23 protein-coding genes and 5 pseudogenes are annotated in these 25553 nt (G+C 51.6%); 14 read left to right on the forward strand and 14 right to left on the reverse strand.

Annotation, left to right across the window (positions count from 1 at the left end; translation table 11 throughout):
• Positions 1-93: 93 nt before the first annotated feature.
• Positions 94-3750, forward strand: a complete 3657-nt coding sequence (locus SJY32_RS16510; RefSeq protein ID WP_376878334.1) for a calcium-binding protein — start codon at positions 94-96, stop codon at positions 3748-3750.
• 296 nt (positions 3751-4046) lie between these two features.
• Here the strand turns inward: SJY32_RS16510 and SJY32_RS16515 are convergent.
• The 5 genes and pseudogenes from SJY32_RS16515 to SJY32_RS16535 all read right to left on the reverse strand — a co-directional run.
• Positions 4047-4569 (reverse strand): annotated as a pseudogene (locus SJY32_RS16515) (integrase core domain-containing protein); the annotation flags it as partial.
• A 220-nt stretch (positions 4570-4789) separates the two neighbouring features.
• Positions 4790-5050, reverse strand: a complete 261-nt coding sequence (locus tag SJY32_RS16520) for a hypothetical protein (protein WP_376878337.1) — start codon at positions 5048-5050, stop codon at positions 4790-4792.
• A complete protein-coding gene (locus SJY32_RS16525) occupies positions 5034-5750 on the reverse strand; it encodes a ParA family protein (protein ID WP_376878394.1) in 717 nt (238 codons plus the stop codon). Before SJY32_RS16525 ends, SJY32_RS16520 begins: the two co-directional genes overlap by 17 nt.
• 358 nt (positions 5751-6108) lie before the next feature.
• A complete protein-coding gene (locus SJY32_RS16530; RefSeq protein ID WP_376878340.1) occupies positions 6109-6375 on the reverse strand; it encodes a Txe/YoeB family addiction module toxin in 267 nt (88 codons plus the stop codon).
• 4 nt (positions 6376-6379) lie between these two features.
• Positions 6380-6622 (reverse strand): type II toxin-antitoxin system Phd/YefM family antitoxin, encoded by a 243-nt coding sequence (locus tag SJY32_RS16535; RefSeq protein ID WP_376878343.1) that lies wholly within the window; start codon positions 6620-6622, stop codon positions 6380-6382.
• A 284-nt stretch (positions 6623-6906) separates the two neighbouring features.
• Between SJY32_RS16535 and SJY32_RS16540 the strand changes: the two genes are divergently transcribed.
• Positions 6907-7494 carry a tyrosine-type recombinase/integrase gene (locus tag SJY32_RS16540; protein WP_376878397.1) on the forward strand — a complete coding sequence of 196 codons (588 nt, stop codon included), beginning with the start codon at positions 6907-6909 and terminating at the stop codon, positions 7492-7494.
• On the opposite strand, the pseudogene SJY32_RS16545 reads toward SJY32_RS16540, so the two are convergent.
• Positions 7447-7731, reverse strand: a pseudogene (locus tag SJY32_RS16545) (IS3 family transposase); the annotation flags it as partial. The gene SJY32_RS16540 and the pseudogene SJY32_RS16545 overlap by 48 nt on opposite strands.
• Positions 7732-7861: 130 nt before the next feature.
• Entirely contained in the window at positions 7862-8221 is a 360-nt protein-coding gene (locus tag SJY32_RS16550; protein WP_376878346.1) for a hypothetical protein, read from the reverse strand.
• 504 nt (positions 8222-8725) lie between these two features.
• Here SJY32_RS16550 and SJY32_RS16555 point away from each other — a divergent pair.
• Positions 8726-9879 (forward strand): IS3 family transposase gene (locus SJY32_RS16555; RefSeq protein ID WP_376870199.1). Its coding sequence is split into 2 segments (ribosomal slippage): positions 8726-8993 and positions 8993-9879, totalling 1155 coding nucleotides; the frame shifts between segments, so codons are not numbered across the junction.
• A gap of 178 nt (positions 9880-10057) precedes the next feature.
• On the opposite strand, the gene SJY32_RS16560 is transcribed toward SJY32_RS16555, so the two are convergent.
• Entirely contained in the window at positions 10058-10858 is an 801-nt protein-coding gene (locus SJY32_RS16560) for an ABC transporter permease (RefSeq protein ID WP_376878349.1), read from the reverse strand.
• 129 nt (positions 10859-10987) lie between these two features.
• Between SJY32_RS16560 and SJY32_RS16565 the strand changes: the two genes are divergently transcribed.
• The 5 genes from SJY32_RS16565 (at position 10988) to SJY32_RS16585 (ending at position 17065) form a co-directional block, all read left to right on the forward strand.
• Complete coding sequence (locus SJY32_RS16565; protein WP_376878352.1) at positions 10988-12223, forward strand: sugar transporter; 1236 nt, start codon at positions 10988-10990, stop codon at positions 12221-12223.
• Between the two features lie 13 nt (positions 12224-12236).
• Complete coding sequence (locus SJY32_RS16570; protein ID WP_376878355.1) at positions 12237-12896, forward strand: ABC transporter ATP-binding protein; 660 nt, start codon at positions 12237-12239, stop codon at positions 12894-12896.
• A gap of 200 nt (positions 12897-13096) precedes the next feature.
• Positions 13097-15358, forward strand: a complete 2262-nt coding sequence (locus tag SJY32_RS16575) for a glycosyltransferase (RefSeq protein ID WP_376878358.1) — start codon at positions 13097-13099, stop codon at positions 15356-15358.
• Positions 15359-15439: 81 nt separating this feature from the next.
• Positions 15440-16075, forward strand: a complete 636-nt coding sequence (locus SJY32_RS16580; RefSeq protein ID WP_376878361.1) for a sulfotransferase — start codon at positions 15440-15442, stop codon at positions 16073-16075.
• Positions 16076-16171: 96 nt separating this feature from the next.
• Positions 16172-17065 (forward strand): glycosyltransferase family 2 protein, encoded by an 894-nt coding sequence (locus tag SJY32_RS16585; protein WP_376878364.1) that lies wholly within the window; start codon positions 16172-16174, stop codon positions 17063-17065.
• 106 nt (positions 17066-17171) lie between these two features.
• On the opposite strand, the pseudogene SJY32_RS16590 reads toward SJY32_RS16585, so the two are convergent.
• Together SJY32_RS16590 and mobQ are read right to left on the reverse strand one after the other, a co-directional pair.
• Positions 17172-17442 (reverse strand): annotated as a pseudogene (locus tag SJY32_RS16590) (integrase core domain-containing protein); the annotation flags it as partial.
• A 6-nt stretch (positions 17443-17448) separates the two neighbouring features.
• Positions 17449-18678: a MobQ family relaxase gene (gene mobQ / locus SJY32_RS16595; protein WP_376878367.1), complete on the reverse strand. Its 1230-nt coding sequence runs from the start codon at positions 18676-18678 to the stop codon at positions 17449-17451.
• 156 nt (positions 18679-18834) lie between these two features.
• On the opposite strand from mobQ, the gene SJY32_RS16600 reads away from it, so the two are divergent.
• Together SJY32_RS16600 and SJY32_RS16605 are read left to right on the forward strand one after the other, a co-directional pair.
• On the forward strand, positions 18835-19092 hold the full coding sequence (locus SJY32_RS16600; protein WP_376878370.1) for a hypothetical protein: 258 nt from the start codon (positions 18835-18837) through the stop codon (positions 19090-19092).
• Positions 19089-19538, forward strand: a complete 450-nt coding sequence (locus tag SJY32_RS16605; protein ID WP_376878373.1) for a hypothetical protein — start codon at positions 19089-19091, stop codon at positions 19536-19538. Before SJY32_RS16600 ends, SJY32_RS16605 begins: the two co-directional genes overlap by 4 nt.
• 118 nt (positions 19539-19656) lie before the next feature.
• Here SJY32_RS16605 and SJY32_RS16610 read toward each other — a convergent pair.
• Both SJY32_RS16610 and SJY32_RS16615 read right to left on the reverse strand, forming a co-directional pair.
• Positions 19657-19944, reverse strand: a pseudogene (locus SJY32_RS16610) (type II toxin-antitoxin system RelE/ParE family toxin).
• Entirely contained in the window at positions 19941-20189 is a 249-nt protein-coding gene (locus tag SJY32_RS16615) for a type II toxin-antitoxin system ParD family antitoxin (protein WP_376878376.1), read from the reverse strand. Before SJY32_RS16615 ends, SJY32_RS16610 begins: the two are co-directional and overlap by 4 nt.
• A gap of 861 nt (positions 20190-21050) precedes the next feature.
• Here SJY32_RS16615 and SJY32_RS16620 point away from each other — a divergent pair.
• The 3 genes from SJY32_RS16620 to SJY32_RS16630 all read left to right on the forward strand — a co-directional run bounded on the left by SJY32_RS16620 (position 21051) and on the right by SJY32_RS16630 (position 24104).
• Complete coding sequence (locus tag SJY32_RS16620; protein ID WP_376878379.1) at positions 21051-22115, forward strand: replication initiator protein A; 1065 nt, start codon at positions 21051-21053, stop codon at positions 22113-22115.
• 207 nt (positions 22116-22322) lie between these two features.
• Entirely contained in the window at positions 22323-22826 is a 504-nt protein-coding gene (locus SJY32_RS16625) for a TraM recognition domain-containing protein (protein WP_376878382.1), read from the forward strand.
• 234 nt (positions 22827-23060) lie between these two features.
• Positions 23061-24104: a replication initiator protein A gene (locus tag SJY32_RS16630; RefSeq protein ID WP_376878385.1), complete on the forward strand. Its 1044-nt coding sequence runs from the start codon at positions 23061-23063 to the stop codon at positions 24102-24104.
• Between the two features lie 112 nt (positions 24105-24216).
• Here the strand turns inward: SJY32_RS16630 and SJY32_RS16635 are convergent, their stop codons facing one another.
• A complete protein-coding gene (locus SJY32_RS16635; protein WP_376878388.1) occupies positions 24217-24399 on the reverse strand; it encodes a hypothetical protein in 183 nt (60 codons plus the stop codon).
• A gap of 131 nt (positions 24400-24530) precedes the next feature.
• Positions 24531-24827, reverse strand: a pseudogene (locus tag SJY32_RS16640) (helix-turn-helix domain-containing protein); the annotation flags it as partial.
• A gap of 285 nt (positions 24828-25112) precedes the next feature.
• Between SJY32_RS16640 and SJY32_RS16645 the strand changes: the two are divergent.
• Positions 25113-25553, forward strand: a 441-nt coding sequence (locus tag SJY32_RS16645; RefSeq protein WP_376878391.1) for a hypothetical protein, incomplete at its 3' end; no start/stop codon positions are given.

A 25553-nucleotide genomic window follows, 5' to 3' on the forward strand; every position in this document is an offset into this window, starting at 1 on the left:
GGTCAATATGGTTACACGACTATAACGCAGGAGCACTCTTCGATCCAAGAGGTCATCGCTTATGCAGTATCAAACCCTCAGAATCCACTAAAGTTGGAAACAACTCTTTCCATGAAGAGGTATTTTCAAGACGCTAACGATAAATCTGTTTATTCGACTGAAGACGTTTACAAAAGTATGATGTGGAGCGGGCAAGTAATATCTTTTTCTGATCAGCTAAATTCAGAAAATCATTTCATTGGCTCAAGTAATATTTTTACTGCCACCCAAAAATATTCTGGTATTATGGCATATCATGATACTATTACATTTCTCGAAGGAATATTTAATGTTTATGGAGCAACAGAGCTTAAGGATATCATTATAAACCTAGGGAATGAAACGAATGGGTCGGCCTACAGCACCGGTGTCATAACGGGATATATGCTTATGGCAGTAAACGACTTTAGAGAATCCCACCCCGAATTTCACTTCAAAGTCTCTGCGCAAGCATTTTCTGAAGATCAGAACTTGCGTGTTGACGCGGGAACGTTTGTTCAAGGCCTGCAATATTCTCTAGATTATATATCCAAAAATAATAACAAGATTTCTTCCGCCTCAATGGATGATCTTGTCAAAAACATCGATCAACTCGTTGTTCATCCCTTGGAAAACAGCGAAACGGCTTATAATTTGGATGTTCCGTATTATAAGTACTACTACTCCACCGTAAATGAGTTGAGAAAAGCGGCTCCCGGAGTAGATTTCAACCCGGAGTTGAATGCGAGCGCATGGTCCGGGGAGTACTATAACGCTGCATCCGGTGGGATTTCTGATGAAGAGCGTTTAGTCGCCGCAGAAAATGTCTTGGCTAGTTTTGTATCGATGCTACAAATGGGTGCGGACGCCGCATCATATTTTGGTTTAGATTACTATAAACACTCAAGTTACACACTTTCATGGGAAGGAATTCGATACGCGAATTTCTACCTTTTCAAGTGGCTCGCAGAATTGACACCTGGAAAATTCCTTATCTCCCTAGGTGACGGAATCGATACATACGATGCTCGCAGCGACTCTCACGCAATTGCGACCTTTATGGATGCGAAGGAGACTGTCTTATTTTACATTGTGAAAGGAGAGACCTCAGAACTTTCTATAAATTTGGGAAGTGAATACGGGAATGACCCAGAGATTACATATGATGTAATCTCAAAAGGCACCTATAAAGCTTATGACACCGACCCTACATCGAACACACAGGTCGATCTCGATGCAGACGGCGCTTTTAAGATCTCCGGACTATCCGAACATTCGATTGTGCGGGTGACCATTCACACTGCAGCTCTATCCAGAGAGCTCCCCGACGACGATGGTAACCCACTTTTGGTGGATGAGCACGTTAAATTGGGTGGAGCCGGTAATGACCTTCTTTTCGGGCATACGGGAGATGATTTTATGGATGGCCGCGAGGGAAACGACAGCCTGCATATGGATAGCGGAAATGATACCCTCGACGGAGGCGCACACAATGACTGGTTGATTATTACCGGAACCACTGGCGCGACTGTAGATCTCACTCGTACCTCCGCCCAGAACACTGGCTACGGCTTCGATGTCATTAGAAACATTGAGAACATCTCTGGCGGTTCAGGTTTTGACAAACTCTACGGCACCAATGGCAGTAACGTTCTTCAAGGAAACAACGGCAACGACTCCCTCTATGGAGGAGGGGGGAATGATCGCTTGGTTGGCGGAAACGGAGATGATCTGCTTGTAGGGCAACTCGGGAATGATACCCTATTCGGCGGAAGCGGCAACGACCGCCTCATGGGGCAGCAAGGGGATGATAGTGTCTACGGCGCTGAAGGAAATGATAGCCTATATATGGATTACGGCAATGATACGCTGGATGGTGGTTGGCACAACGACTGGCTGATTATTGACGGAACCGCGAACTCAAATGTAGCTCTCACTCGTACCACTGCTCAAAACACTGGCTACGGCTTCGATGTCATTAGAAACATTGAGAACATCTCTGGCGGTTCAGGTTCTGACAAACTCTACGGCACCAATGGCAGTAACGTTCTTCAAGGAAACAACGGCAACGACTCCCTCTATGGAGGAGGGGGGAATGATCGCTTGGTTGGCGGAAACGGAGATGATCTGCTTGTAGGGCAACTCGGGAATGATACCCTATTCGGCGGAAGCGGCCACAACCGCCTCATGGGGCAGCAAGGGGATGATAGTGTCTACGGCGCTGAAGGAAATGATAGCCTATATATGGATTACGGCAATGATACGCTGGATGGTGGTTGGCACAACGACTGGCTGATTATTGACGGGACCGCGAACTCAAATGTAGCTCTCACTCGTACCACTGCTCAAAACACTGGCTACGGCTTCGATGTCATTAGAAACATTGAGAACATCTCTGGCGGTTCAGGTTCTGACAAACTCTACGGCACCAATGGCAGTAACGTTCTTCAAGGAAACAGCGGCAACGACTCCCTCTATGGAGGAGGGGGGAATGATCGCTTGGTTGGCGGAAACGGAGATGATCTGCTTGTAGGGCAACTCGGGAATGATACCCTATTCGGCGGAAGCGGCCACAACCGCCTCATGGGGCAGCAAGGGGATGATAGTGTCTACGGCGCTGAAGGAAATGATAGCCTATATATGGATTACGGCAATGATACGCTGGATGGTGGTTGGCACAACGACTGGCTGATTATTGACGGGACCGCGAACTCAAATGTAGCTCTCACTCGTACCACTGCTCAAAACACTGGCTACGGCTTCGATGTCATTAGAAACATTGAGAACATCTCTGGCGGTTCAGGTTCTGACAAACTCTACGGCACCAATGGCAGTAACGTTCTTCAAGGAAACAGCGGCAACGACTCCCTCTATGGAGGAGGGGGGAATGATCATCTGGCGGGAGGAAACGGAGATGATCTGCTTGTAGGGCAACTCGGGAATGATACCCTATTCGGCGGAAGCGGCAACGACCGCCTCATGGGGCAGCAAGGGGATGATAGTGTCTACGGCGCTGAAGGAAATGATAGCCTATATATGGATTACGGCAATGATACGCTGGATGGTGGTTGGCACAACGACTGGCTGATTATTGACGGAACCGCGAACTCAAATGTAGATCTCACTCGCACCACTGCTCAAAACACTGGCTACGGCTTCGATGTCATTAGAAACATTGAGAACATCGCTGGTGGTTCGGGAGCAGATAAACTCCGTGGCACAAGCGGTGACAACCATCTGCAAGGAAGGAATGGGAACGATCTGATCTATGGCCACGGCGGCGACGACACGTTATCGGGTGGAAATGGCAACGACGTGCTTTACGGTCAATCAGGTAACGACATCATCTATGGTGGTGCAGGAAATGATACAATTTACGGTGGTATCGGAAATGACAGATTTTACGGTGGCGCTGGCAAGGACCACTTTGTTTTTAGGGATATAAACGACACAAATATTTCAGATGATCAAGCTGATATTATTTTTGACTTCCAGGAGGGATTCGACAAAATTGACATGAGAAGCATCTACAATAGATTCGACGATGCAAATTCTTCATTCCACTTCAAGGGTATGCATTATTCCATGCAGGACAGCCGAGGTGGCATCATATACAAGAACTACGATTTGGCCGGAACTAAGGATGACTATACGATGATTTACATTAACGCCGAGATGGGTATTAAGCTTATGGACTTACACAATCTGAGTGCTTCAGATTTCATCTTTTAACATATGAGCTGGAGGGCTCTGATGATATCTAACCGCCCCCCCAACGGCACCTGCGTGTCAAGGTGGGTCAGTGAGGATTCACAAAGGGGAACGATCATGTTTCAGGTGCATGGTGCTTCAGTTCGTGCGGTTCTGCGCAAGAAGTTGCGGCGCATGCTAGGTGTTGGAGTTTTTCTGCCAGCAGCTCACCTTTCGTTGTCGCGGTGGAAGCGTGTGGCGGTTACCTCATCAGAGGCAGCAGAAGGCATCTTACACCAAGGAGTGGTCTGCCCCCACTGAGTGGTCTAATGTAAATGTTAGCGCATGGTCGGCCTCTGGTCTATCGGGACGATACTTTCGGGCGCCGGTGGACGATATCCCAGAGCACTGTGTGGCCTGAGGGTGTTGTAGTGGCCACGCCATCTCTCGATCAGGATCTGTGCCTCGCGCAGCGTGTAGAAGACCCCACCGTTCAGAAGTTCGTCCCGGGAGCGGGCGTTGAAGCTTTCGCAGTAGCCATTTTCCCACGGTGATCCTGGCGCAATGAGGGCTGTTTTAGCGCCTACTGCGTCGATCCAAGCGCACACCTTCTTGGCAATAAATTCCGCGCCATTGTCAGATCTTATGTATTCTGGTGGGCCGCACAGGATGAACAGGTCGGTCAAGGCGTCGACCGCTTCGACGGAATTGAGTCTGCGTTTTACACGGATCACCAGTGCTTCCTTGGGAAACTCCCTCTCGGCATTTGCTGCGCAAAAGCCGAGAGGGCAGCGCATCGATGATGTTAAGCGTGCGGAAGGTTCGCCCGTCATGGGTTCGGTCCTGAACAAAGTCATAGGATCCCGTGACCCTCTCGATGATGTTCATATCGTCGAGAGGGAGACATGGTTCGGACGCGGTGATTGTCACCTTCTGCCTGGATTGACCTTCCCAGTTCAGGCGCATCGGGTTGCGTTTCGCTAGGCTGACCATCGGTGCGGACATCATTTCCCGGTCGTCGCGCGCAGGGGGATATCGCCTATGATTGCAACAAAAAGATCGAGATTTTCGCGCTGAGTACTCATTCCTTGGAATCGTAACGGTCCATAAGGATATTCAGCATGTCGGCATAGGTGCGACGATCATCCTTACAGATACGTTTGAATCGATCGATGACATCAAGCGGAGCCTTGATACTGATCTGGCCGTCCCGGATCGGTTCGCGGCTCGGCCACCGCTCGATATTGGGCCCTCCCCTTTCGGCTGGGAATGGATCACGGCTTTGTATGGTAGGTCGGCTTTCGAACTGCTTCAGCCGGTTCGTATCAAGAGGTTTTGGCATGGCGGCCCTCCTCAAGGAGGTCAATAATTTCAGATGCATAGGCTTGGGCGTTGGCGATAGCCTTGTCTATACCGTTTACATCGGCCGGGTCGAGCTGGCGAAGCCCGCCGCCGGCATTGTGAAGCGACGAGAAGGCTGTTCGTCGGTGAAGTTCTGTTTCCATCACCCTGCCCGCCTTCGCGAGTTCTCTATGAATATGCTTCTCTAGCTTACTTTTCACCGCAGCCGATGTTCTGGCAAACAGGATAGCTGCAGGAATTGACCGTCGACGCGCCCTGCCCTCCATCTCGATTTCAGCGAGCGTGTCGATTGCGGCGTCGGCATCTTGTTGTTCTTCGCCAGACGGTATGATCACAAGATCAGATTCCGCGATGGCGAAAGACGTGAGACGACTGGCGGAGCCTTCAAGGTCAATCAGAACGAATGTCGCCTGTTTTTGCGCAGCTGCGATTTCATCCTGAATGGCGCGCTCGCCGCCACTGGTGATTACCTGAAGGCGCGGCGGAAGAGGCGCTAATGTTGACCAACGTGTAAGGCGTTTAGCAGGGTCGCCATCGATGAGGATGACATCCGTTGCTTCTGCGAGCTCCGTTCCGAGGATGACCGCAGACGTGGTTTTCCCGGCCCCACCCTTTGACGTTGCGAATGAGATGATTGGAATGGCTGCCCCCTGAGAGTTGATGCCTGGCGGTATGCGAATATGTTTCTTTCATCGCAGGAATGAGTATGAACTCATACCTTAAAATTGACAATAGTATCCTTGGGTATCTTATGGTATCCAAGGATACTAATCCCTACTTTTTATTGTCGATTTAGGGCTGCCAACCGGATTTTGGCTTCGGAGCACGGAAATCATGCTGGGCGCTACTCGATCAACCCCCACGCACTAAACCAGCGCGGAAGCCAAGCCTACGCACCTATCAACTGCACCCGAAAGTCTTCCCCGAAGCGGGAGAGGCAATTGCTTAAGAGGCAGAGCGCTTGGCATCACGCAGGGGCAGCTAATAGAGTAGACGTGGGACGAATATCAAAAACTTGTGCGCTACGCTCTGGGCCATTCAGTAATGGAACCGCAGTTGTGCAATCTCTAGGATTTTGCCGTCGCCAGTTCTACTGACACGGTAGACCATTCGATCTTCCTGAGAAATTCGCCGTGACCACCACCCGGTCAGATCGCCCTTCAAGGGCTCCGGATTTCCGGTTCCTTTGAGGGGCGTCCGCTTGCACTGTTTGATCAGCTCGTTGATCCGCTCACGTACTTTGTCGTTGGTGTTGACCCAGTATTGATAATCTTCGCAAGCTTGATTGGAAAAAACTAGCTTCACTCGATCAGCTCACGCCCTTCACCAGCTCCAGTATCAAGTTGTGCAAGCGACGCGCGCAAGCGGGATGCGTTTTCGGTGTGGACAAGAGGTGCAGTGTCTCGTTGATGGCGTTCCAGGTTTCTAGGGAAACGGCGACGACAAACTCGCCTTTCTTGCGCGTCACGATAACTTTTTGTTTATCGTGGATCGCACGATTCATGACGTCCTTCAGCTGAGCGCGTGCGTCTGAATAGGTCATAACATACATATCATCTCTCCCTTTCCTCTTTATATGTACAAAATTAAGTACATATAAAGAGGCACGCGAAATTGAGTTCAACATCTACACGACCTCAACGCACTCATGCGAGCTTTTGATTAAAAGCTCGCATGGGGCTCCAAGCCAAAAACCAATAAAACATGGGGAAACTGACCGGTCGCGCAACATGTGACTTCCACCATGCAAGGTTTATGGATATTATTGTCCTATAACCTTGCAAGGATTTTCCCGTGGAAACTGCTGCCAAGACCATCTGGAACAAGGGCCGCGTCGTGGGCAAAAAACCTCCGCTGTCGCCCGACCAGGTATCACTGATCCGGATGATCCTGCGTCAAGAGAACGCTCTGCGTGATCTGGCGTTGTTCAACGTGGCCCTCGATACCAGTTTCCGGGGCTCTGACCTGGTGCGCCTACGGGTTTCGGATGTGGCCACCCTGGCAGGGGTCCGAGAGATCGTCGAAATCCGGCAGAAGAAAACCGAAAGTCGCAATGCGCGCCCGGTCCAGGCGCGGCTGTCGTCAGGGACGCGGGAGAGCCTGCGGGCCTATCTTGCCGACTCTGAAAAGCCGCTGCACGGCTGGCTGTTCACAGGGCAGGGGGCACGGTGGTCCCACACCCATCTCAGCGAAAGCCAATTCTGGCGACTGTTCAAGACCTGGCTGGAAAAAGCGCACCTCGATCCCAGCCTCTATGGCCTGCATTCACTGCGCCGAACCTTCCCGACCCATATTTACCAGCAGACCGGCAACCTGCGCGCAGCACAGCTGCTGCTCGGCCATGCCAGCATTGAAAGTACCAAGGAATACATCGGCACCGAACAGGCTGAAGCCTTGGAAATTGCGCGCAAGTATCATCTCTGAGCCATGCAGACGTATCTCGTCGCAGTCCGACGGGCGTTCGCGCCGGACTGTCTTGGGATCGACACCAGCAAGCCTGCATGCCCGGCGCTGCGAGATATCATGATCCCGTGTTCCCCAGAGCGCCGCTTCATCATCCTATTCAATTCTTCCCTGCAGTTATTTCAACACACCGTTGTCCAGCATGGTATCCGCCAGCAGGTGCTTGAGCTTGTCGTTCTCGTCCTCCAGTGCCTGCAGCATAGGTCCACGCCCTTCCCGCCTGTTTCGTGCTCGGCCAGAATGCCGATGCTCTGTTTGTTTGTGATTCTCGTCCGCCCTCATGTTCGGCCGAAATCAAATCGCCGGTATAGAAAAATACCCTTACAAATCAGCCATTCCTAGCGTCAGACACGTCTGCAATCATCTCGTTGCTTATGCTAACCAGACGCTCGTTTAGGGACTTAATGGTCGCTGCAGCAGCGTTCATTTTGGTAAAGAGGGCACGGCCTTGCTCATCATCGACATAAGCCATGCCTTCCGAAAGCATGTCTTCCGCAAACTCTGCATCGGTCATGGCGCGACGAGGGCAATCTCTCCAACGCCTAGCTGCGTCTTCGGAAGCCACCACTGCGGCTCCGTACGTGCGTGCAAGCTCTCCCAAACCCATCCCAATGAGACACCCGCGTTTCTCGCTGGGAGTTCCAAAGCGAAGAACCTCAACAATGTCGAGGGTAGTTTGATTTATCATTTTAGCCTCCATGGATCGCTAGCAGGGCGTAACGCCTATGGCGCTGCCTGTCAAAAATGCAAAGTGCGCTCTCTGTATACTGGATGGGCGGAAAACAAAGGGAAAGAGAGACGTGGGTCGGTTTGTCTGAACAGGTTCCGGGCGTTTTTAAGAGGTTTTCCGCCTTATTTACGCCGCTATCGCGTTTGGCAGCGGCTGATTGAAGTAGGTCTGATCGGGCGTTTTGCCGTCAAGAGATGAGTGAGGCCTTCGGCTGATCTCCAGAAAATCACGCTTGCTGATCGCGATCGCCTTGGCCAATAAAATGGCCCGCACCATCTGAGCAATGATGACGAAAAAGGAGGACTACAGGATCCCGGTACCGACTGCAGCTGCGTCCTAAAGCGCAACTGACTGAAGGCGGCGCTGCGGAAGGAGGTGTGAGTGAGCTACCCCCTAAAATTAGGACACTGACGTAAGCTGCGATTTGTTGTCTGTTGATCTTCAACACGAAGGAGATCGACGATGTCGAAACGGAAGCAACATCATCCAGAATTCAAAGCCAAGGTAGCGTTGGAAGCGCTGAAGGGCGAAGAGACGGTCAGCGAGCTGGCCAGTCGGTTCGGCGTGCATCCCACGATGATCCATCAATGGAAACGTGCTCTGCTTGAAGGTGCGTCTGGCGTATTTGAGCGTGGCGGCCGGAAGGCACCGGAAGTCGATGAAGAGCAGGTCAAAGACCTGCACGCCAAGATTGGGGAGTTGGCCGTCGCCAACGATTTTTTGGCAAGAAAGCTCAAACCCTGGACCGACAAATGAGGTGCAAGATGGTTGAGCCCAATCTGCCTGGGCTGTCTGTTGGGAAGCAATGCGCGTTGCTGTCGATCTCTCGATCCTCGTTCTATTATGAGCCGAAAGGCGAAAGTGAAATGAACCTCGACCTGATGCGGCTGATTGATAAGCAGTTCCTGGAAACCCCGTTTTACGGCGTGCGCCAGATGACTTGGCACCTGCGAAATGAGGATCACGTCGTAAACGAGAAACGGATCAGACGCATTATGCGGCTGATGGGCCTCATGCCCATCTATCAGAAGCCGAACACCAGCAAGGCGGCAAAGGGGCACAAGATTTATCCTTACCTGCTGCGTGGGTTGCGGGTAAATCGGCCCAACCAAGTCTGGTGCGCCGACATTACCTATCTGCCAATGCGGCGCGGATTCTTGTATCTTGTGGCAATCATGGACTGGCACACACGCAAGGTGCTGGCTTGGCGCATCTCAAACACGCTGGAGGCAGAGTTTTGCGTCGATGCGTTGAACGAAGCGATCCACAAGTTCGGCCCGCCTGAGATTATGAATACCGACCAAGGCTCACAGTTCACATCGTTTGCATGGACAGACCGACTGAGCCGCTCAAATGTCCGCATTTCAATGGATGGCAAGGGCCGCTTCCTTGACAACATCTTCGTCGAACGACTGTGGCGGTCCCTGAAGTATGAATGCGTCTACCCGCATGCTTGGGAAACCGGATCGGAGGCGAAAGCAGGCATCAGAAAATGGATCGAGTTCTACAATCACAAGCGACCGCATTCCTCGCTTGGCGGCAGGCCACCTGCCGTGGTCTATTGGCAGAGAATTAAAACAACCAACCCCGATCAGCAGGTGCAAAGAGTAGCTTAATTTACGCCAGATCCTGTCCAACAAATGGGGAGTAGCTCAGAGAAGCCGACGACCCAATGGGCAAAAGATCGAAACGATCCGGATCGGGAAAACCAGATAGCAACTGCGAGCACTCGATCACCAAGTTCAGACGTCTGAGGCCCTTGCACAAAGGGCAGCAACAACAGAAGTTGCTAGCTCACATCTCGCTCAGAAGATCGCGGTGATATCTCAGGAGAAGTGCGAGGCCGGTAGTGAATAGCACCAAGCTCAAAGCAAAAACATAAATAACATCAACGTAATCAGCGTGATAGCTACTATAGAAACCATGCCGCATCTGACCGATCACATGCACTAACGGATTATACCAGAGCCACTCCTGAAATGCCTTCGAGATTGAATCAAAAACAAAAAACACGCAGCTCATTATGAATAGAGGTCTGTTCAAGATGCCCCAAACCTTCTGCCAGAGCGGGAACGCGTGGAAGAGGTAGCAGTTCAGGGTCCCGACCCCCAGAGCAAGCATAGTAGCCATCGAGAGGCTCAGTGCAATCTGACTGAGCTTCGGCTGGGTCTGGGTGTCGAAGCTGATCTCGATCCCCATGAACACAAGGAATGCCACCAGCACCCCTGACAGAGTATTGGTGATAAGGCGCGCAATGAGCGCGTCGAAAAACGTCACCGCAGGGTAAACCAGTAACGGACGAGAATAAGCGAGGGATTGGGAAATTTTCTGGGCCAGATCGTTGTAGAACATGAACGGGATCACGCCTGTTGCATAGAAAATAGCGAAGTTTGTGCCAATGGGCGGCGAGGAGAACGTGAATGCAAAAATTATTGTCAAAAGCGCAACGCCGCCGACGGGCTCCAGAATCGCCCAGAGATAGCCGCCGGGGGTACGCCCATAGGTTGTGGCCATCTCTCGCAGGACCAGCGCGCCAATAGTCCGTAATGTGGCAAAGCGACGGGTGGGGCCTAAGGCTTGTAAGGATTCGGTCATAGACAGTTTCCCGAAAACTGGATGCAGACGTATAATTCCCAGCTCACATAAAGTAGCGCGCTATGGCATTTCGAGTGCTTCCTATGTAGGAATTGCTTGATAACTTCAACCGTTGGTCTGGGTATAAATATGTCAACAACACCAAACAGCGAGGCCAAAGGGCAATCGGGAACGATAGGTGCAAAGCCAGCCACGAACCTCACGGAATCTTCGCCCGGCAGAAAACCGGCTGCTGCGGCCATTCCCTTACTTGTGTCAAAATCCAGCATGCCCGCCCGAATGGAACGTCGCCACTGGATGATCAGCAAGAGCTTCATTGCCGCGGTGGTCCTGCCGCTTCTGGTGCTAGTGCTTTGGCTGTGGGGAACGGTCGAAGATCAATATGCATCTCACTTGGGCTTCTCGGTGCGCAGCGAAAACGCCCCACAACCTTTCGAATTGCTGGGCGGCTTAGCGGGGCTGACCTCTTCCTCGACCTCAGACCTCGATATCCTTTACAAGTTTCTGAACAGCAGGGATTTGGTGCAGAGAATAGATGCACAGCTAGGTCTGCAGCAGATCTGGGGTGGCGAGAAGGGCGATCCGTTTTTCTCCTATCATGGGGACCATACGATCGAGCTCTTGCTGAGACACTGGTCGCGCAAAGTTGATGTATCTTCTGATTCCGGCATGATCGATATCCGCGTTCTGGCCTTTGATCCCAGGGATGCGCAGGCAATAACCAAAGCGATTTTCAAAGAGAGTTCCACGATGATCAATGATCTGAACGCCATCGCGCGTGATGACACGATCAGTTATTCGCGTGAGGGGCTTGAGAGATCGGTCGAACGCATGACGGTTGCGCGGCAGGCGCTTGCCGCGTTCCGCGACAAGCATCAGTTGGTTGACCCAAGTGCCAATGTACAGGGGCAACTGGGCGTGCTTGCGTCACTGCAGCAACAGCTTGCGGAAGCCCTAGTTGACCGCGGTATGCTAAACGTGCGCGACAGTGCTGATCCGAGGATGCAACAAAACAATTTGCGCGTCAAAGTCATTGAGGATCAGATTGAAAAGGAGCGCCAAAAGTTCGGGGGCCAGTCGAAAGATGGCGAAGTTTTGTCGTCCGTTATCGGGGAATATGAGCGCCTGCAGGTTGAACATCAGTTCGCCGAGGCTGCTTACACGGCTTCTCTAGCAGCCTTTGACTCGGCGCAATCCGAAGCTCAACGCAAAAGCCGATATCTTGCGGCTTATGTAAAACCGACATTGGCACAGACCGCGGAGTACCCACAGCGGCTAAATATTTTCGTGATCAGTTTGTTCTTCCTACTGATGCTGTGGACTGTTGGCGTGCTAATTTTTTATAGTATACGCAACCGTCGGTGAGGGCGAAGGAAACATGATCCGTCTACAAAATCTGACCAAGACCTATAATATCAAAGGGCAAAGGAAGACCGTTGCGAACAATATCACACAGACCTTCCCAACTGGTTCTTCCGTTGCACTATTGGGGCGAAATGGTGCAGGTAAATCAAGCTTATTGCGCATGATATCTGGGGCGATGTTGCCAACTTCAGGGAATATCTATTCCACCGGCTCCATTTCTTGGCCAGTGGGGTTCGGGGGATCGTTCCATCCAGAACTGACGGGTGCGCAAAATACCCAGTTTGTCGCGCGGATCTATGGCATTAACACAGATGATGTACTCGAGTTTGTGGCTGATTTTGCTGAGCTTGGTGCGCATTTTGACCTTCCGTTCCGCACATACTCCTCTGGAATGCGTGCTCGTCTAGCCTTTGGTCTGTCAATGGCCATACCTTTTGACACCTATTTGATTGACGAGGTAACTGCGGTTGGTGACGCAAATTTCCGCACAAAGAGCAATCAGGTTCTGAAGGGGAAATTAGAGTATTCCAGCGCAATCGTAGTTTCACATAGCTTAGGAATACTGCGAGAAATCTGCAACTGCGGGGCGATTCTAGAAAACGGGAAAATGACCTTCTACGAAGATGTAAGCGATGCTATTACCCATCACATGGCAAATATGGATCCATCATAGCAGTTTATGGTTAGTTATTAATGTGTTTCTTCGCGACCATTTGCTTGACCAGCGGGAGCACATTATCAACGCCACTAAGACTGAAAAGTTACATAATTGCCTTGGGAAAGTAAGCTGTTTTCTCCTAGCGTTATAATCATATTATCGGACTTGATCGATGCTGAGAACAGCATTTCTCGTCCGTACAGGAGCAAATCGAGATGACAAATTCTATCGTACCAGACATCAATATATCTTACAAGAATGCTGACACACCTGCGCAAGAGTGGGATATTGTTTTTACCTGCTTTGAGCCGTTATATCAGGTCACTGGTGGAATAGGCACATATCACCGACTTCTCATTGAAGCATTGGCGAAAGTAGGTAAGCGCTTACTGATTCTAACTAACTCCGCGAATGCGAAATGGAGCCCGCCCGAAGGCGCGACGGTGTTCATGGTTGATGACTTTAAATCGCCACAGCCTTACAATTTTGTAGGGTTAGAACATGAGAAATTCTCGCTGTACTGCCATTTTGCGTTGCGCCACCTATTCGACAATGGGCACCGGTTCAAGTTCGTCGAATTCTCTGATTACGGTGCCGACGGCTTCTATCCATTACGTGCGCATGCTGCTGGTGTGTATGATCTAGGCATCACCGCTATCCGGCTTCATTCGCCAAACGTTATGCTTATCGAGGACAACGGCAAGAAGCACAGCCAAATTGACCAGTATCGTCGCGATATCATTGATCGTGAAATGAGTGCTTATGATGATTGTGACGTGATCCTTTTTGGCGGTGATGCGATGCGTGATCGCGTATTGGAGCTCGCGTTGAAATTTGGGCTCGATCTGTCGGCAAAAATGGTTAAATGCCCACACCCCTATCCAAAATCCCTCTTTGAGGTTGAAGTCGCATGTGAAACCATTGGCGCAGACCGCGATATCATGATCGACGCTATCTTAAGAAGTAATTCTCTGGCTGATCGCAATGCTCTGGAGACCGCTAAATTTGTGGGTCTTTTTGGCCGCATTGAGGATCGAAAAGGACAGTATCAGTTTATCTGGGGGTTGCTGAGTGATCCAGATTTTGTAACATATCTCAAAAATAGCGATATTCATTTCGTGATCGCCGGACATAACGTACTAGATCATATTGGGAATTTTAAGCTCTCAGATCTGTATGAATTAATATTTGACGCTAACCTCTCTGATCGGTTCCATTTTACGGGTCGAGTTTCGCAGGATGTACTGGCCACGTTCGCACGTGCGGCATCAGGCTATATTTTCGCATCACTTTTCGAGAACTATCCCAATGCGTTATTGGAAGTTCTTCCAACAACTAAACCAATTGCGATTTCAGCGCGTGGCTGTATGCCAGAGATAACACAAGGCTTCCGTGATGTGACTGTCTTCGATCCATTGACTGTTGACACGCGAGTGGTTCGTACCTTCCTCGAAACTCTTGGCCCCAACGCAGCGGGTGCGAATGAGGTTGAGGCAGCATTGCGAATTGATATTCTCGAATCTCGTGAAAAAAAGATGATTGCGTACTATTCGAGCCATCATGTAGCCGAACGCCTGTCACCGCAACATCTTGAGCCTGTTGGATTTGTTGTTCCAATCTATCAGATATGGAAATACTTGGGTGAAACTCTTACCTCGATAAATGGCTTGATGCGCCCCGGTGATAAAGTTGTTGTGGTCGATGACGCCTCGGATCCAGAGAACTACACCGAAATCGAGAAAATATGCGCTGCTCATGGCGTGGATTTACTTCAACAGCCGAAAAACAGCGGCCCAGCAGCGGCTCGTCTACGCGGGGTTGAGTATCTTGAAACTAATATAATCCAATTTTGCGATGCTGACGATTTGCTCGATAAAAATGGAATTTTCTATGCTAGGCAAGCTTTCGCAAATGATCCCAATTTAGATATGCTCACAGGTATCATGACATGTTTTCAAGAGGCTAATCATAATTGGGTGCCTCGAAATGGGTACATTTGGACTGCTATCGAGGCGCATTTTGCGCACTCAGGAAGCATGTTCCGCAGGGCAGCAATTGTACAAGCCCTTCAAGTTCCACATGATCGACTTCCGCTAAACGAGGATTGGCTCACGAGCCTTCTCATTCTTGCGCAAGGCCGTAAGGCGCGCATGATACCAGTCGTGACATATTACTACCGCCGCCTCGATGGTACACGGAGCACGCAGAACGTAGCCTCAACTGGGCTCGTTCATGCACAAATAACTTCTATGGCCTTTGAAAATTGGTCTTTCTCTTGCCCAGCCCAGAATTCACGCTTGCGTGAACTACTCGTAAGGCGCAGTTTTGGTAGTGAAGAATCCGGACAGCTGATGTCGGAGTCGTCTTTCCCGCTGCGGTATAGGATATTGGACGCGGTGTTTTTTCGGTTGGTAAGCTTCTCTCCATTCGAGAAGATGTTACTGAAGCTGCGGGCGAAGCTCGTAAGAAGGTTTTGATTTGACGATGGCCCAATCACTAAACACTAGAGGTTCCGAATGAATTATCTAAACCAGTTTCCACGTCTCAAAGGAACGGTCATGGTCATTACCTATGGTCGCTCTGGCTCTACTCTTCTGCAAACTGCAATGAATGGATTAGACAATGTTTGTATTCGGGGTGAAAATTATCTAGCAGCTGCACCCCTATACGAAAGTTGGCGGCGGATTATCGCTGCGCAGAATGATCATGGCGAAAAATACAGTATGCCCGGTCAGCCTTGGTATGGAGCTTCCCAACTAGACAGCGAGCAATTCGGCAAGGATTTGGTTGCCGCTTTTATCAGAAACGTTCTGCGACCCGAACCACATACCGAATGGATAGGGTTCAAAGAAATCCGCTATAATAATATGGGAAATAACTTCGAAGGATTTATTGACTTCGCGTTTAAATACTTCCCAAATCTTCGAGTTATTTTCAATCTGCGCGATTGGGATTCCGTATGTTCCTCTGGTTGGTTTTCAAAACAAGATCCGAAAGATGTGCGCTCTATGCTGTCCAAGATGGAGGAACGTTTCGCGAGATCCGCTGCCCGTTATCCCGGTCAATCAATGACGGTTCGGTATGAGGAGATGATCGCCAATCCGGGAGAATACAAAAATGTCGCGGATTTTCTTAATGTTCCATTCGATGCTCATAGGATTGCAACGATTTTGGAAAAAAAATTGACACACTGAAGGAAAAATCCGTGTCTTCGATGATATGTTATCTGTTTTTAGGAAATAAAAATTCCCCGAGATAGAAAGAATAAGATGCCCATTGTGGGAATACTCATGGCGACTTACAATGGGGCACGTTTTGTGCAGGAGCAGCTAGACAGCATTGCTGCACAAATAGGTGTAGATTGGCAGCTAGTTGTCAGCGACGACGGATCCACGGACGAGACGGCTGCCATTGTTGCAGCCTTTAGCAGAGCGCACCCGGGGCGGGTGCGCTGGGTTGAAGGACCGCGTCAAGGTCCATGCGCGAACTTTCGACACTTGATTAATCACATCCCAGCCAATGCTGACCTTGTTGCCTTTAGCGATCAAGACGACGTATGGACGCCGCTCAAACTAGAGCGTGCTGTGCACGCTCTGTCGCAAGAGCCTTCTGGAAAATGCGCACTGTACTGCAGCAGGACAATTGTTGTAAACGATGATCTGACACATAAAAGCCTATCAAGAAAACTACGTGTAAACCCTTCGTTTTCTAACGCAATAATACAAAATATTGCGGGAGGAAATACTATGGTAATAAACCGACACGCTGTAAAATTGATGAAAGCTGTAAATTCAGAGGCTGGTGAAATAGTAATTCACGACTGGTGGATATACCAGATCATTACCGGGGTAGGTGGTGCAGTATTTTTTGACCACGAACCATGCGTTATGTATCGACAGCATGGTAATAATGTAATTGGCCACCGCTCAGGTTTTTATGAGGCGATACAGCGCATAATATCTGCAGATTTAAAAAAGTGGAATAAAACTAATGTAGCGGCTTTGACTGCTTCGTCGCACCGGTTCACAACATCGAACAAAAAAACATTAGATGCCTTCAATCGCGCCATAAGTTCACAAACCGTATTCCGACGGCTTCATGCTCTATGGCAGTCGGGTGTACATAGACAATCAATGCATTCCAATATTGCATTATGGATAGATGCACTGATGAACCGCTTATAGACGACATCCCTCAATTGGACTACTGATCTGCAACGGCTCTGTTGCGAAAATCAGCCTGAGGTCGAGTTGAACCGCGCCGGGTTTGCCCGAGGCTGATTGACGTTAGTTACGCGGCCACGGGTTCAGTTTCCAGAGCTACGTAGAAGTTTGCTTCGGCCTCCGCGGGCGGGATGTTTCCGATAGGCTCGAGCAGGCGGCGGTTGTTGAACCAGTCGACCCATTCGAGTGTTGCGTATTCGACGGCCTCGAAGTTACGCCGCGGGCCTCGACGGTGGATGACCTCAGCTTTGAACAGGCCCGTTGATCGTCTCGGCGAGGGCGTTGTCATAGCTGCCGCCGACGCTGCCGACAGAAGGTTCGATACGGAATACCGCCAGTATCGTCTACAACCCATAGTCATGGCCCCTGTCGCGGCGGGCATGAACTTCGCGCTCCTGTTCCAGCTCTTTGCCGTGCTCCCGTTCCTGCGCAGCGTCCAACTCAGACTGCCGTTCGTCGGCTTCGCGGCCTTCTCGCAGCGTGGAAACCCGGTTACTGAGCGCCTCCCGGTCGAGCCCGGCGGCCGCAGCCCGTAACCGCGCCGCCAGATCGTCCGGAGCCTCTCGTTCTGAGGCATCCGCCTCATGCCGCTCTCGGCCCTCCTTCCGGGCTTCCCAAGCCTCACGCAACCGCGTGGCTAGGTCGGGTTCCGGTTCCCGGTCACGGCCTCCGGCAAGCGCCAGCTCGGACTGCTCCGGCCCGAGACGGTCCAACACGCGATCCGCTGCCCGGTCGAGCCAGGCGCGGACATACCCAGCCAACTCGCGAGCGACCTCCATCACCTCGGCGGCACGGGCCTTGGCCTCGTACCAGGCACCGACCCGCCCAACCTCGATGCCGCGCTCTTTCATCTGCCACGCGCCGGGGGAAAGCTGCGGCAGGGGCGGGCGATCCAGCTCCACGGCCCGCACCGTCTGCACCAGCTCCGCACCCTCGTCGCCGCGCTCCCGTGCCGCCCTCGCCAGCTCAAGCGCCTCGTCACGTTGCGCCTCCAAGGTCCGGTGATCGACGCGCCCCTCGATGCCGGCGCGCTCAAGGGCGATGTTGCTGTCCCGCGCCCAGGCTTCGCGCCAGCCTTCCAGAACCTCGACCTTGTTCCAGTCGCGGTTCTTGGTGGTGAAGCCCTCGGGGCCAATCTCGCGGGTGGTCAGCAGAATATGAGCATGGTGATTGCGATCATCGCCGTCGCGCCCCGGCGCGTGCAGGGCGATATCCGCGATCATACCACGGCCCACGAACTGTTCCTGGGCAAACGCCCGGACCAGTTCGACACGCTGCGCATGGGTCAGCTCGGCGGGCAGGGCCACGCGAACCTCGCGGGCGACCTGGCTGTTCTTCCGGGTCTCGGATTCCTCGACACGGTTCCACAGCTCGGATCGGTCGCGGACCCAAACCGGGGCGTGGTCAGGCGCAAGGGTTTCGGTGTAATCGACACCGCCCCGCGCCGCGTAATCGAAGGTCAGCCCGGTACGGCGATCTTCGATACGCTCCGCTACACGATAGGCGATAGCTGCCGTGGCGCTGCGGCCCTGACTGCGGGAAATCACCGAAGCTCTGAGATGATAGATCGCCATTTGCTGCCGCACTTCGCTTAGGGGTTGAGGGGAAACGCCAGTCTCCCCCGCCCACACAAACTCGAAGAGTTTGTATAAGTGGGCACTTAGTGTCTTGCACCTTGCCTCAACGTTTGCGAGAAATCAACAGATGTCAGGAACGCAGAGGTCAGAATGATGCGGAGTATTGATCAGCAAATTGCAACGACGCAGGCCAAGCTGGCCCGCCTGAAAGAACGACAGAAGGCCAGCGAAACCCGCCGTAAGATCATCGTCGGATCGGTCGCTATCTCCAACGCGTTGAAAGACCCGGAAAAGGCCCGCGCCCTCGCCGCCCTCCTGCGGCGGGCCGTCACCCGCGAAGTCGATCAGAAAGAGCTGGTCGGGTTGCTGGAAGAGCTGGATGGTGTCGCTGCGAAGGCGGAACGTCCATGAGCGTCAAAGATCCTTTCCAGCAGCTCGTTGATGAAATCACCCTTATCCGGCAGGACATGGAGCGCCTGAAGCGAACTAGTCTCGACAAGGACGACGCCGAAGCCCTGCACGAAATGATCGCAGAAGGTGTGGATAGGATGGTCAAGGTCGGCCCTGATGTCCAGAAAGCTATCGACAATCGCCTGTTGGCTGTCGCGGCGGTGCTCCGGGATGCGACCACCAAAGCCGCTGCGAGCGCCGCTGATGCCGCTATCAGAAAAACCCGCGCAGAGTTCCTCGACGCCGCAAGAGACCTATCACAGGCCGCTGGGGAGGCTCGTAGAGAGGTCTGGCGCTACTTTGGCGGGTTCTGTGTGGCTGGTCTCTATGCTTGCCACAGGGGCCGCTCTCGGCCTTCTGCTGTCCTATGGGATGGAAACAGCCAAGTCGGCCCTCTCGGTCGATGATCTGGTGCGTTACAACTGCGGTAGATCGTGGTTCGGGGGGCAGGTCGTAGACCAGGACAGCGGGTCCAGCTTCTGCGCATTCTGGATCAAGCGAGCGCCGCAAGCAGAAAACTGACCATCACAAATTGCGCTGCGCGTCCTGCCTGCTGTGCAGAACGCGCACGATTTCCAGCCGGTTGCCCTGATCCCGGTAATAGATCACATGCGACCCGGTGAGAGTTTTCAGGTAGCCGTGGCGGACATTGACCACCCTGCCCTGCTTCTTGCCCGAAGCTAGCGCATGGCAGGCGTCTCAAATTTCGTCGGTGTAGCGGTCGGCCTGATCCGGCCCCCAGTTGTCGGCGCTATAATCCCAGATGTCGTCAATGTCGGTTTCTGCCGCAGGCGAAAAGGCAATGGCCTTCATCGCGTGGCATATTCCGCCCGCTTCCGGGCTTTGAACGCTTCGAAGTCGAAAGGGCGCGGCTCACCGGATTCCTCACCTTCGATCAGAGCGGCTTCCAACGCCTTCACGCTGGCCTCATGTTCTTCCAACAGTCGCAGCCCTGCCCGGATCACGTCACTGGTGGAGCCGTAGCGTCCTGCCTGCACTTGATCGCTGATGAAGCTGGCGAAGTGATCGCCAATCGTTACGGATGTATTACGGGCCATGGCGCTTCCTTACTGGTTCTAAGCAAACCCAACAGATACCAAAAAGTATTGCCGTGCAATCTGGTCACTGTCGATATCGCCTTCCAGCGGTTGGATTAACCGCGCCTGCAAGTGATGCAGAGTGGCGTGCACCTGTCAGAACTGGCCGCAAGCATCGGCTGGCAAAGAGCCAGTTACCAGATTGCCGAACTGGATGCCGAGAGGGCGCAGGTGGCTCAACCTTCCTCCTCTATTCCCCAGCATGTTTCCACCTTACCAGAGGCACCACGGCGGAAATCAGGGCCTTTCGGTCCCAAATTTTGATCCAAAAATCATCTGAAAAAGCGAGGGAGGTGCGCTAGGCGACTTGCGCCACTTGGCCGACAAGCACGAGCTGTCTTTTGTCCTGCACGACCGTGACGCCTACAAAATCTATTTACAGGAGAAAGCGCTATGAGACAGACGCCGAAGATGGCGTCACCGAAAGGCAGGAACTAAAATGACTAAATTAGCTAATATGGTGAAAACAGAAGGGATACACAGTATGCGCAGTTTCTCATCAACCGAACTCTCCAACAATACAAGGGACGTGCTCGCCGCAGCAGCCCAAGGGCCAGTTGCAATCAACCGCCACGGAAACCCGTTACTGAAACGATGGGAATTTTCTTGTGTTAAATATGTGTTATATAATGTGTTACGCTGTGGATAAGTGTTCGTATGGCTATGAATTAATTAGGATTTAACAAGTGTCTTGTGTGTAGAGTCACGATAAATTGTGTGTAAAGACACGAAGTAACGTGTGTAAAGACACGAAAGCTCTGTGCCTGTGTGTGAAATCACTAAAGAGCTTGACCGTGTGTGTGAAATCACGAAACATAGGCGATGGTGTGTGATTTCACGAAAGACGGCGACCGTTCTCCTTTGCTGCCAGATCGGCAGGAACAAGGCGACTTTTTTGTATGCGATATTTTTGATGCCGCACCCAAGGGTGATATGGCTTCGATGACGCACCCGATCTTTTCGCTTTCGACAAAGCCAGATCACCGAGTGCGGCGATACGAAGATGGGACGGGACGAAACTATCTCGAAGTGAAGCCTTCGTCCGATGGTCTGGCAACGATCCACGACCGTGACGTGCTGATCTACTGTATCAGTCAAATCATGGCAGCTATCAATAAGGGGCAGAAGGTTTCAAAAATCGTTCGCTTAAAAGCTTTCGACCTTCTGAAAGCAACGAACAGGCTATCTGATGGGCGCGGTTATAGCGGCCTTCGGAGCGCCCTCGTTAGGCTTCAAGGGACACAGATTGAGACGAACATCGTGACCGGCGATGTGGAGCAATTGGATATTTTCAGCATCATCGACCGCGCTCGTATCATACGTGAAACTCGCGATGGTCGAATGCAGGAGATCGAGGTGCAGCTCTCAGATTGGGTGTTCAACGCGATTCAAGCGCATGAAGTCTTGACCCTCCACCGGAACTATTTCCGGCTGCGGAAGCCATTAGAGCGGCGCATCTACGAGATCGCCCGCAAGCACTGTGGCTCAAAGAAGGAGTGGAAAATTAGTCTTTCGGCTTTGCAGGACAAGTGCGGATCGGCTTCGACCTCGCGCGAGTTTAAGCGGCTGGTCGGCAATATTGTCGTTCAAGATGAGGCGTACAATCACATGCCGGACTATTCGGTCCGGTTAGACGAAAACATGGTCGTATTTGTAAACCGTCACGCGGAAAAGCCGCCAGCTCTGGTTGAACAATCTGGGGCAAGCCGTCTGAGCGCTGACGTGTATCAGGAGGCTCGTAAAATTGCGCCGGGATGGGATATCTACACGCTAGAGCAAGAATGGCGTGAATGGATGGCTGACGGTGGCCTTGATGCACCAGCCAACCCGGACAAGGCGTTCCTTGGATTCTGCCGCAAAGTCTTTGAAAAGCGAGGCAGGCCTTAGGGTTGTGTCGCAAACGACCGTTTGGCTCGAGGGTCGCCGAACTCTGGATTTAGTTATCCTGCGAGTGCCGCAAATTGCTGAAACACGGGATGGCCAGCGGCACTGACCCTTGAAATCCATCGGCTTCATGAAACGGCGCAGGTGATTTCGAAGTGAGGCCGGATCAGACGTACTGCGCATGAACAGCGCGGGGTTTGCAGGCCATAGATGCAGACTTGCCAAAGCAGCATCATATCTAGGAACTTCGCGAAACAGTTTCCGGGTCAGTCTTGCGTCCGGCTACAATTCCACAACCACAGATCTATCTGTAATTGTCCTGCGACCCATCCAGTTCAACCGAGACATGGCTCCAATGATGGGCTGGATGGAGCGCTGTTTGTCGTCCAGGACACAGACCGGGTCGGAAAAGCCTGCGGTTCCAACGATGCCCGTTCGATCTTTGGCTCCTGCATCACCAAACGCGCCTTCAATCTCAATGATATCGAAACTGCCGAATGGGCAGCGCGCCACCTTGGGAAAAGCACTGCCTATTCTCAGCAAATTCGAGAGGGGAAGTTATCGAACGAGGGTCGGGATTTTTTTACTCGAAGCAGCGTCAGAGGCTCTCTTACGGCAGAGCAGGACTTGTATTTCAAGACTAAGGCTTACCGTGGAAGGTTCGATCAGAATTCTGTTAACCGAGCAGGTTTCAAAAGTTATCCACAGTTCTGAAGTGTTAAATACGTGTTAAATATAGTGTTAAGAGAAAAAAATACCACTTAACATTATGATTTTAATTGATTATTTATGTGCGGCTGTGTGTGAAAGTACGAAAGAACGTGGGTAAAAGTACGAAGGAACGTGGGTAAAAGTACGAAAGTCTTCCCCTGTGTGTGAAAGTACGAATCACCGTGACTTTCTCCTAATCCAGTCCTACTGTGTGTGAAAGTACGAAAGGGTTTCGCTTTGTCTGACGAGAGCGCGATCAACCGCTCCCCCCTCCTGCCCGACAGGTACCCGCAAGGCGATTTCTTCGTCTGCGATATTTTTGATGCTGTTCCGAAAGCTGACATGGCCTCGATGGAGCATCCGATATTTTCGCTTTCGACCAAGCCAGATACGCGCGTTCGTGAGTATGAGCACAATGGCATCAAGATCGCGATCAAGCCTTCCGTGGACGGGCTAGCGACGGTCCATGACAGGGACATTCTCATTTACTGCATCAGCCAGCTCATGACAGCTATCAATGAAGGCAAGGAGGTGTCGCAAGCGGTTCGTTTCCGTGCGTTCGACATGCTTGTAGCAACCAACCGGAATACAGCTGGTTCGGGGTATGCTCAGCTTAAAGCGGCTCTGGAGCGGCTGGCTGGTACGCGGATCAGCACCAATATCGTAACGGGTGGCCAAGAAGTGTTTCGGACATTCGGACTGATCGAGAGCGCTGAGGTTGTTCGTGAAACGCGTGATGGGCGGATGCAGGAAGTTGAGGTTAAGCTGTCGGACTGGGTGTTCAATGCTATCCAATCAAAAGAAGTTTTAACCCTTCACCGTGATTATTTCCGTCTTCGCAAACCTCTCGAACGGCGCATTTATGAGATTGCCCGCAAGCATTGTGGCGCACAAAAGGAATGGCGGATCAGTCTATCACTTCTTCAGAAAAAATGTGGATCGAACTCTACGTTGCGTGAATTTCGACGCCTTGTTATGAACATCATCCGTGAAGACCAGTCACACGATCACATGCCCGATTATTCCATCGAAATGGATGAGCAGGAGGACATGATCCTTTTCACGAACCGGCAGAATGTCAAAGTGGTCATGCCGCAAGCGGTAGCACCGCAGCTTGATCCTGATGTTTACGAGACCGCGCGTATGCTCGCCCCCGGTCATGATGTTCACTATCTTGAACGGGAATGGCGGCAGTGGTTGCCCGAAAAACCGTGCAATCCTGAAGCCGCTTTCCTAGGATTCTGCCGGAAGTGGGTGCAGAACAGAAAAAATACCAGATAATTTTAAATACCGGATTTATTTTTGTATAGCGCCCAGGCCTCCTCGATGATGACCCCTTGCTGAACTCCCCTGCGCCGGGCCTCATTGGCGGTTTCTTCTGAAACGCTGGGCATTACCTTGGCATGTGCCTGTCCGGTACGGGTGCTTGGCTTGCGCCCGCGCTTTTTTGCGGCTCACGGGTTACAAAGCCAAGCTTTTCCCCTGCCCTGTCTGTCTTCTCAACAGCCTGCGCACTCCTGTCCTTTTCGCGTGTCTTCAGACGACCCAGGTCGATGTTGAAAGGCTTGTCAGTCATGCTCACTCCTCCCCGGTCAGTCGTTGATAGACAGCTTGCGCAAACTGCGCCGCGTTCTCTATAGCGCCACCCATATTGCCTTGTGCGGGCATGGTATGCAGGGCACCTCCGAACTTAAAAAGCGCTGAGAAGGCTGAGCGTGTCAGATGTGGGATCGATGGCTGCAGCGCGTAAAGACAATCATCCAGCGGCAGTAGCGTGTGCCGCCGAAACGCCACAACCATTGCCTCCTCAGCCTCGGACAGAACGGTGGAACGCGGCTCCTTAGGCCTGGCATTGAGACCCTCGACAGTCTGTCGTTTGCACCACTTCGCGATCGTCTTCGGATTGATGCCCAGCTCCCGGCTCAACGCCGCGAGCGAAGCTTGCAATCGTTGTATTGCAGCTCTGACGGCGTGCGTTGTCGTGGCGCTAATGCTTCCTTCCAAGCCTGAGAAAGAATCGCACCATCAAACCATGGGATCAAACAATTAATCGCGCGGTTACTATTAATATAAGATCAATGTAATCGAAAAAAGGAGAACACTGAAAAACGGAATAAATATTATCTATTTTTAATTAACCAAAATAACCTATTGAATATAAAATAACTTTGGAAAGCTGCCCGCACCTCCAGCCGACCTCAAATTAACCATTAGATTCAACCCGCCGCGGTGCGAAAGCGTATCAGGGGTTATGCTTCAGCTCAGAATTTACAGGCGTGGTGGCTAGCTGTGACAATCTCGAATCAAATAATTGACCTATCCGGATATCAGTTCATTTCAGAACACAAAAATCCGCTTGGGTATAGCGAATCCGCCTATATCCGTGTGAATAGTGATATGTTTGGCATGATCAATATAAATATGCCGTGGGATTTGCCAAACTATGGAGCTTCTGGATCTGAAGGCGACTTTGTTCAATTTACGCACGACTTCGAGGATATTGGCGCGACAGTCATTCGCTGGCCATCGGGGGGGCATGCCGATGATGTGTTTATCCTAGACTTAGGTGATAATACTTCGTCGAACCCACTGCATGGAAACTTGATCATGATGAGTGGTATTAAAAATCTCCTTAAGATAGGTGAAATTACTGAGGACGATGCAATAAATGCCAAGTTTGCATATGATATGACTGACTTTTCAACCGGTGTTCAAGTCGGTTCCGTCGAT

Source organism: Albirhodobacter sp. R86504, assembly GCF_042466415.1.
Taxonomy (GTDB): domain Bacteria; phylum Pseudomonadota; class Alphaproteobacteria; order Rhodobacterales; family Rhodobacteraceae; genus Albirhodobacter.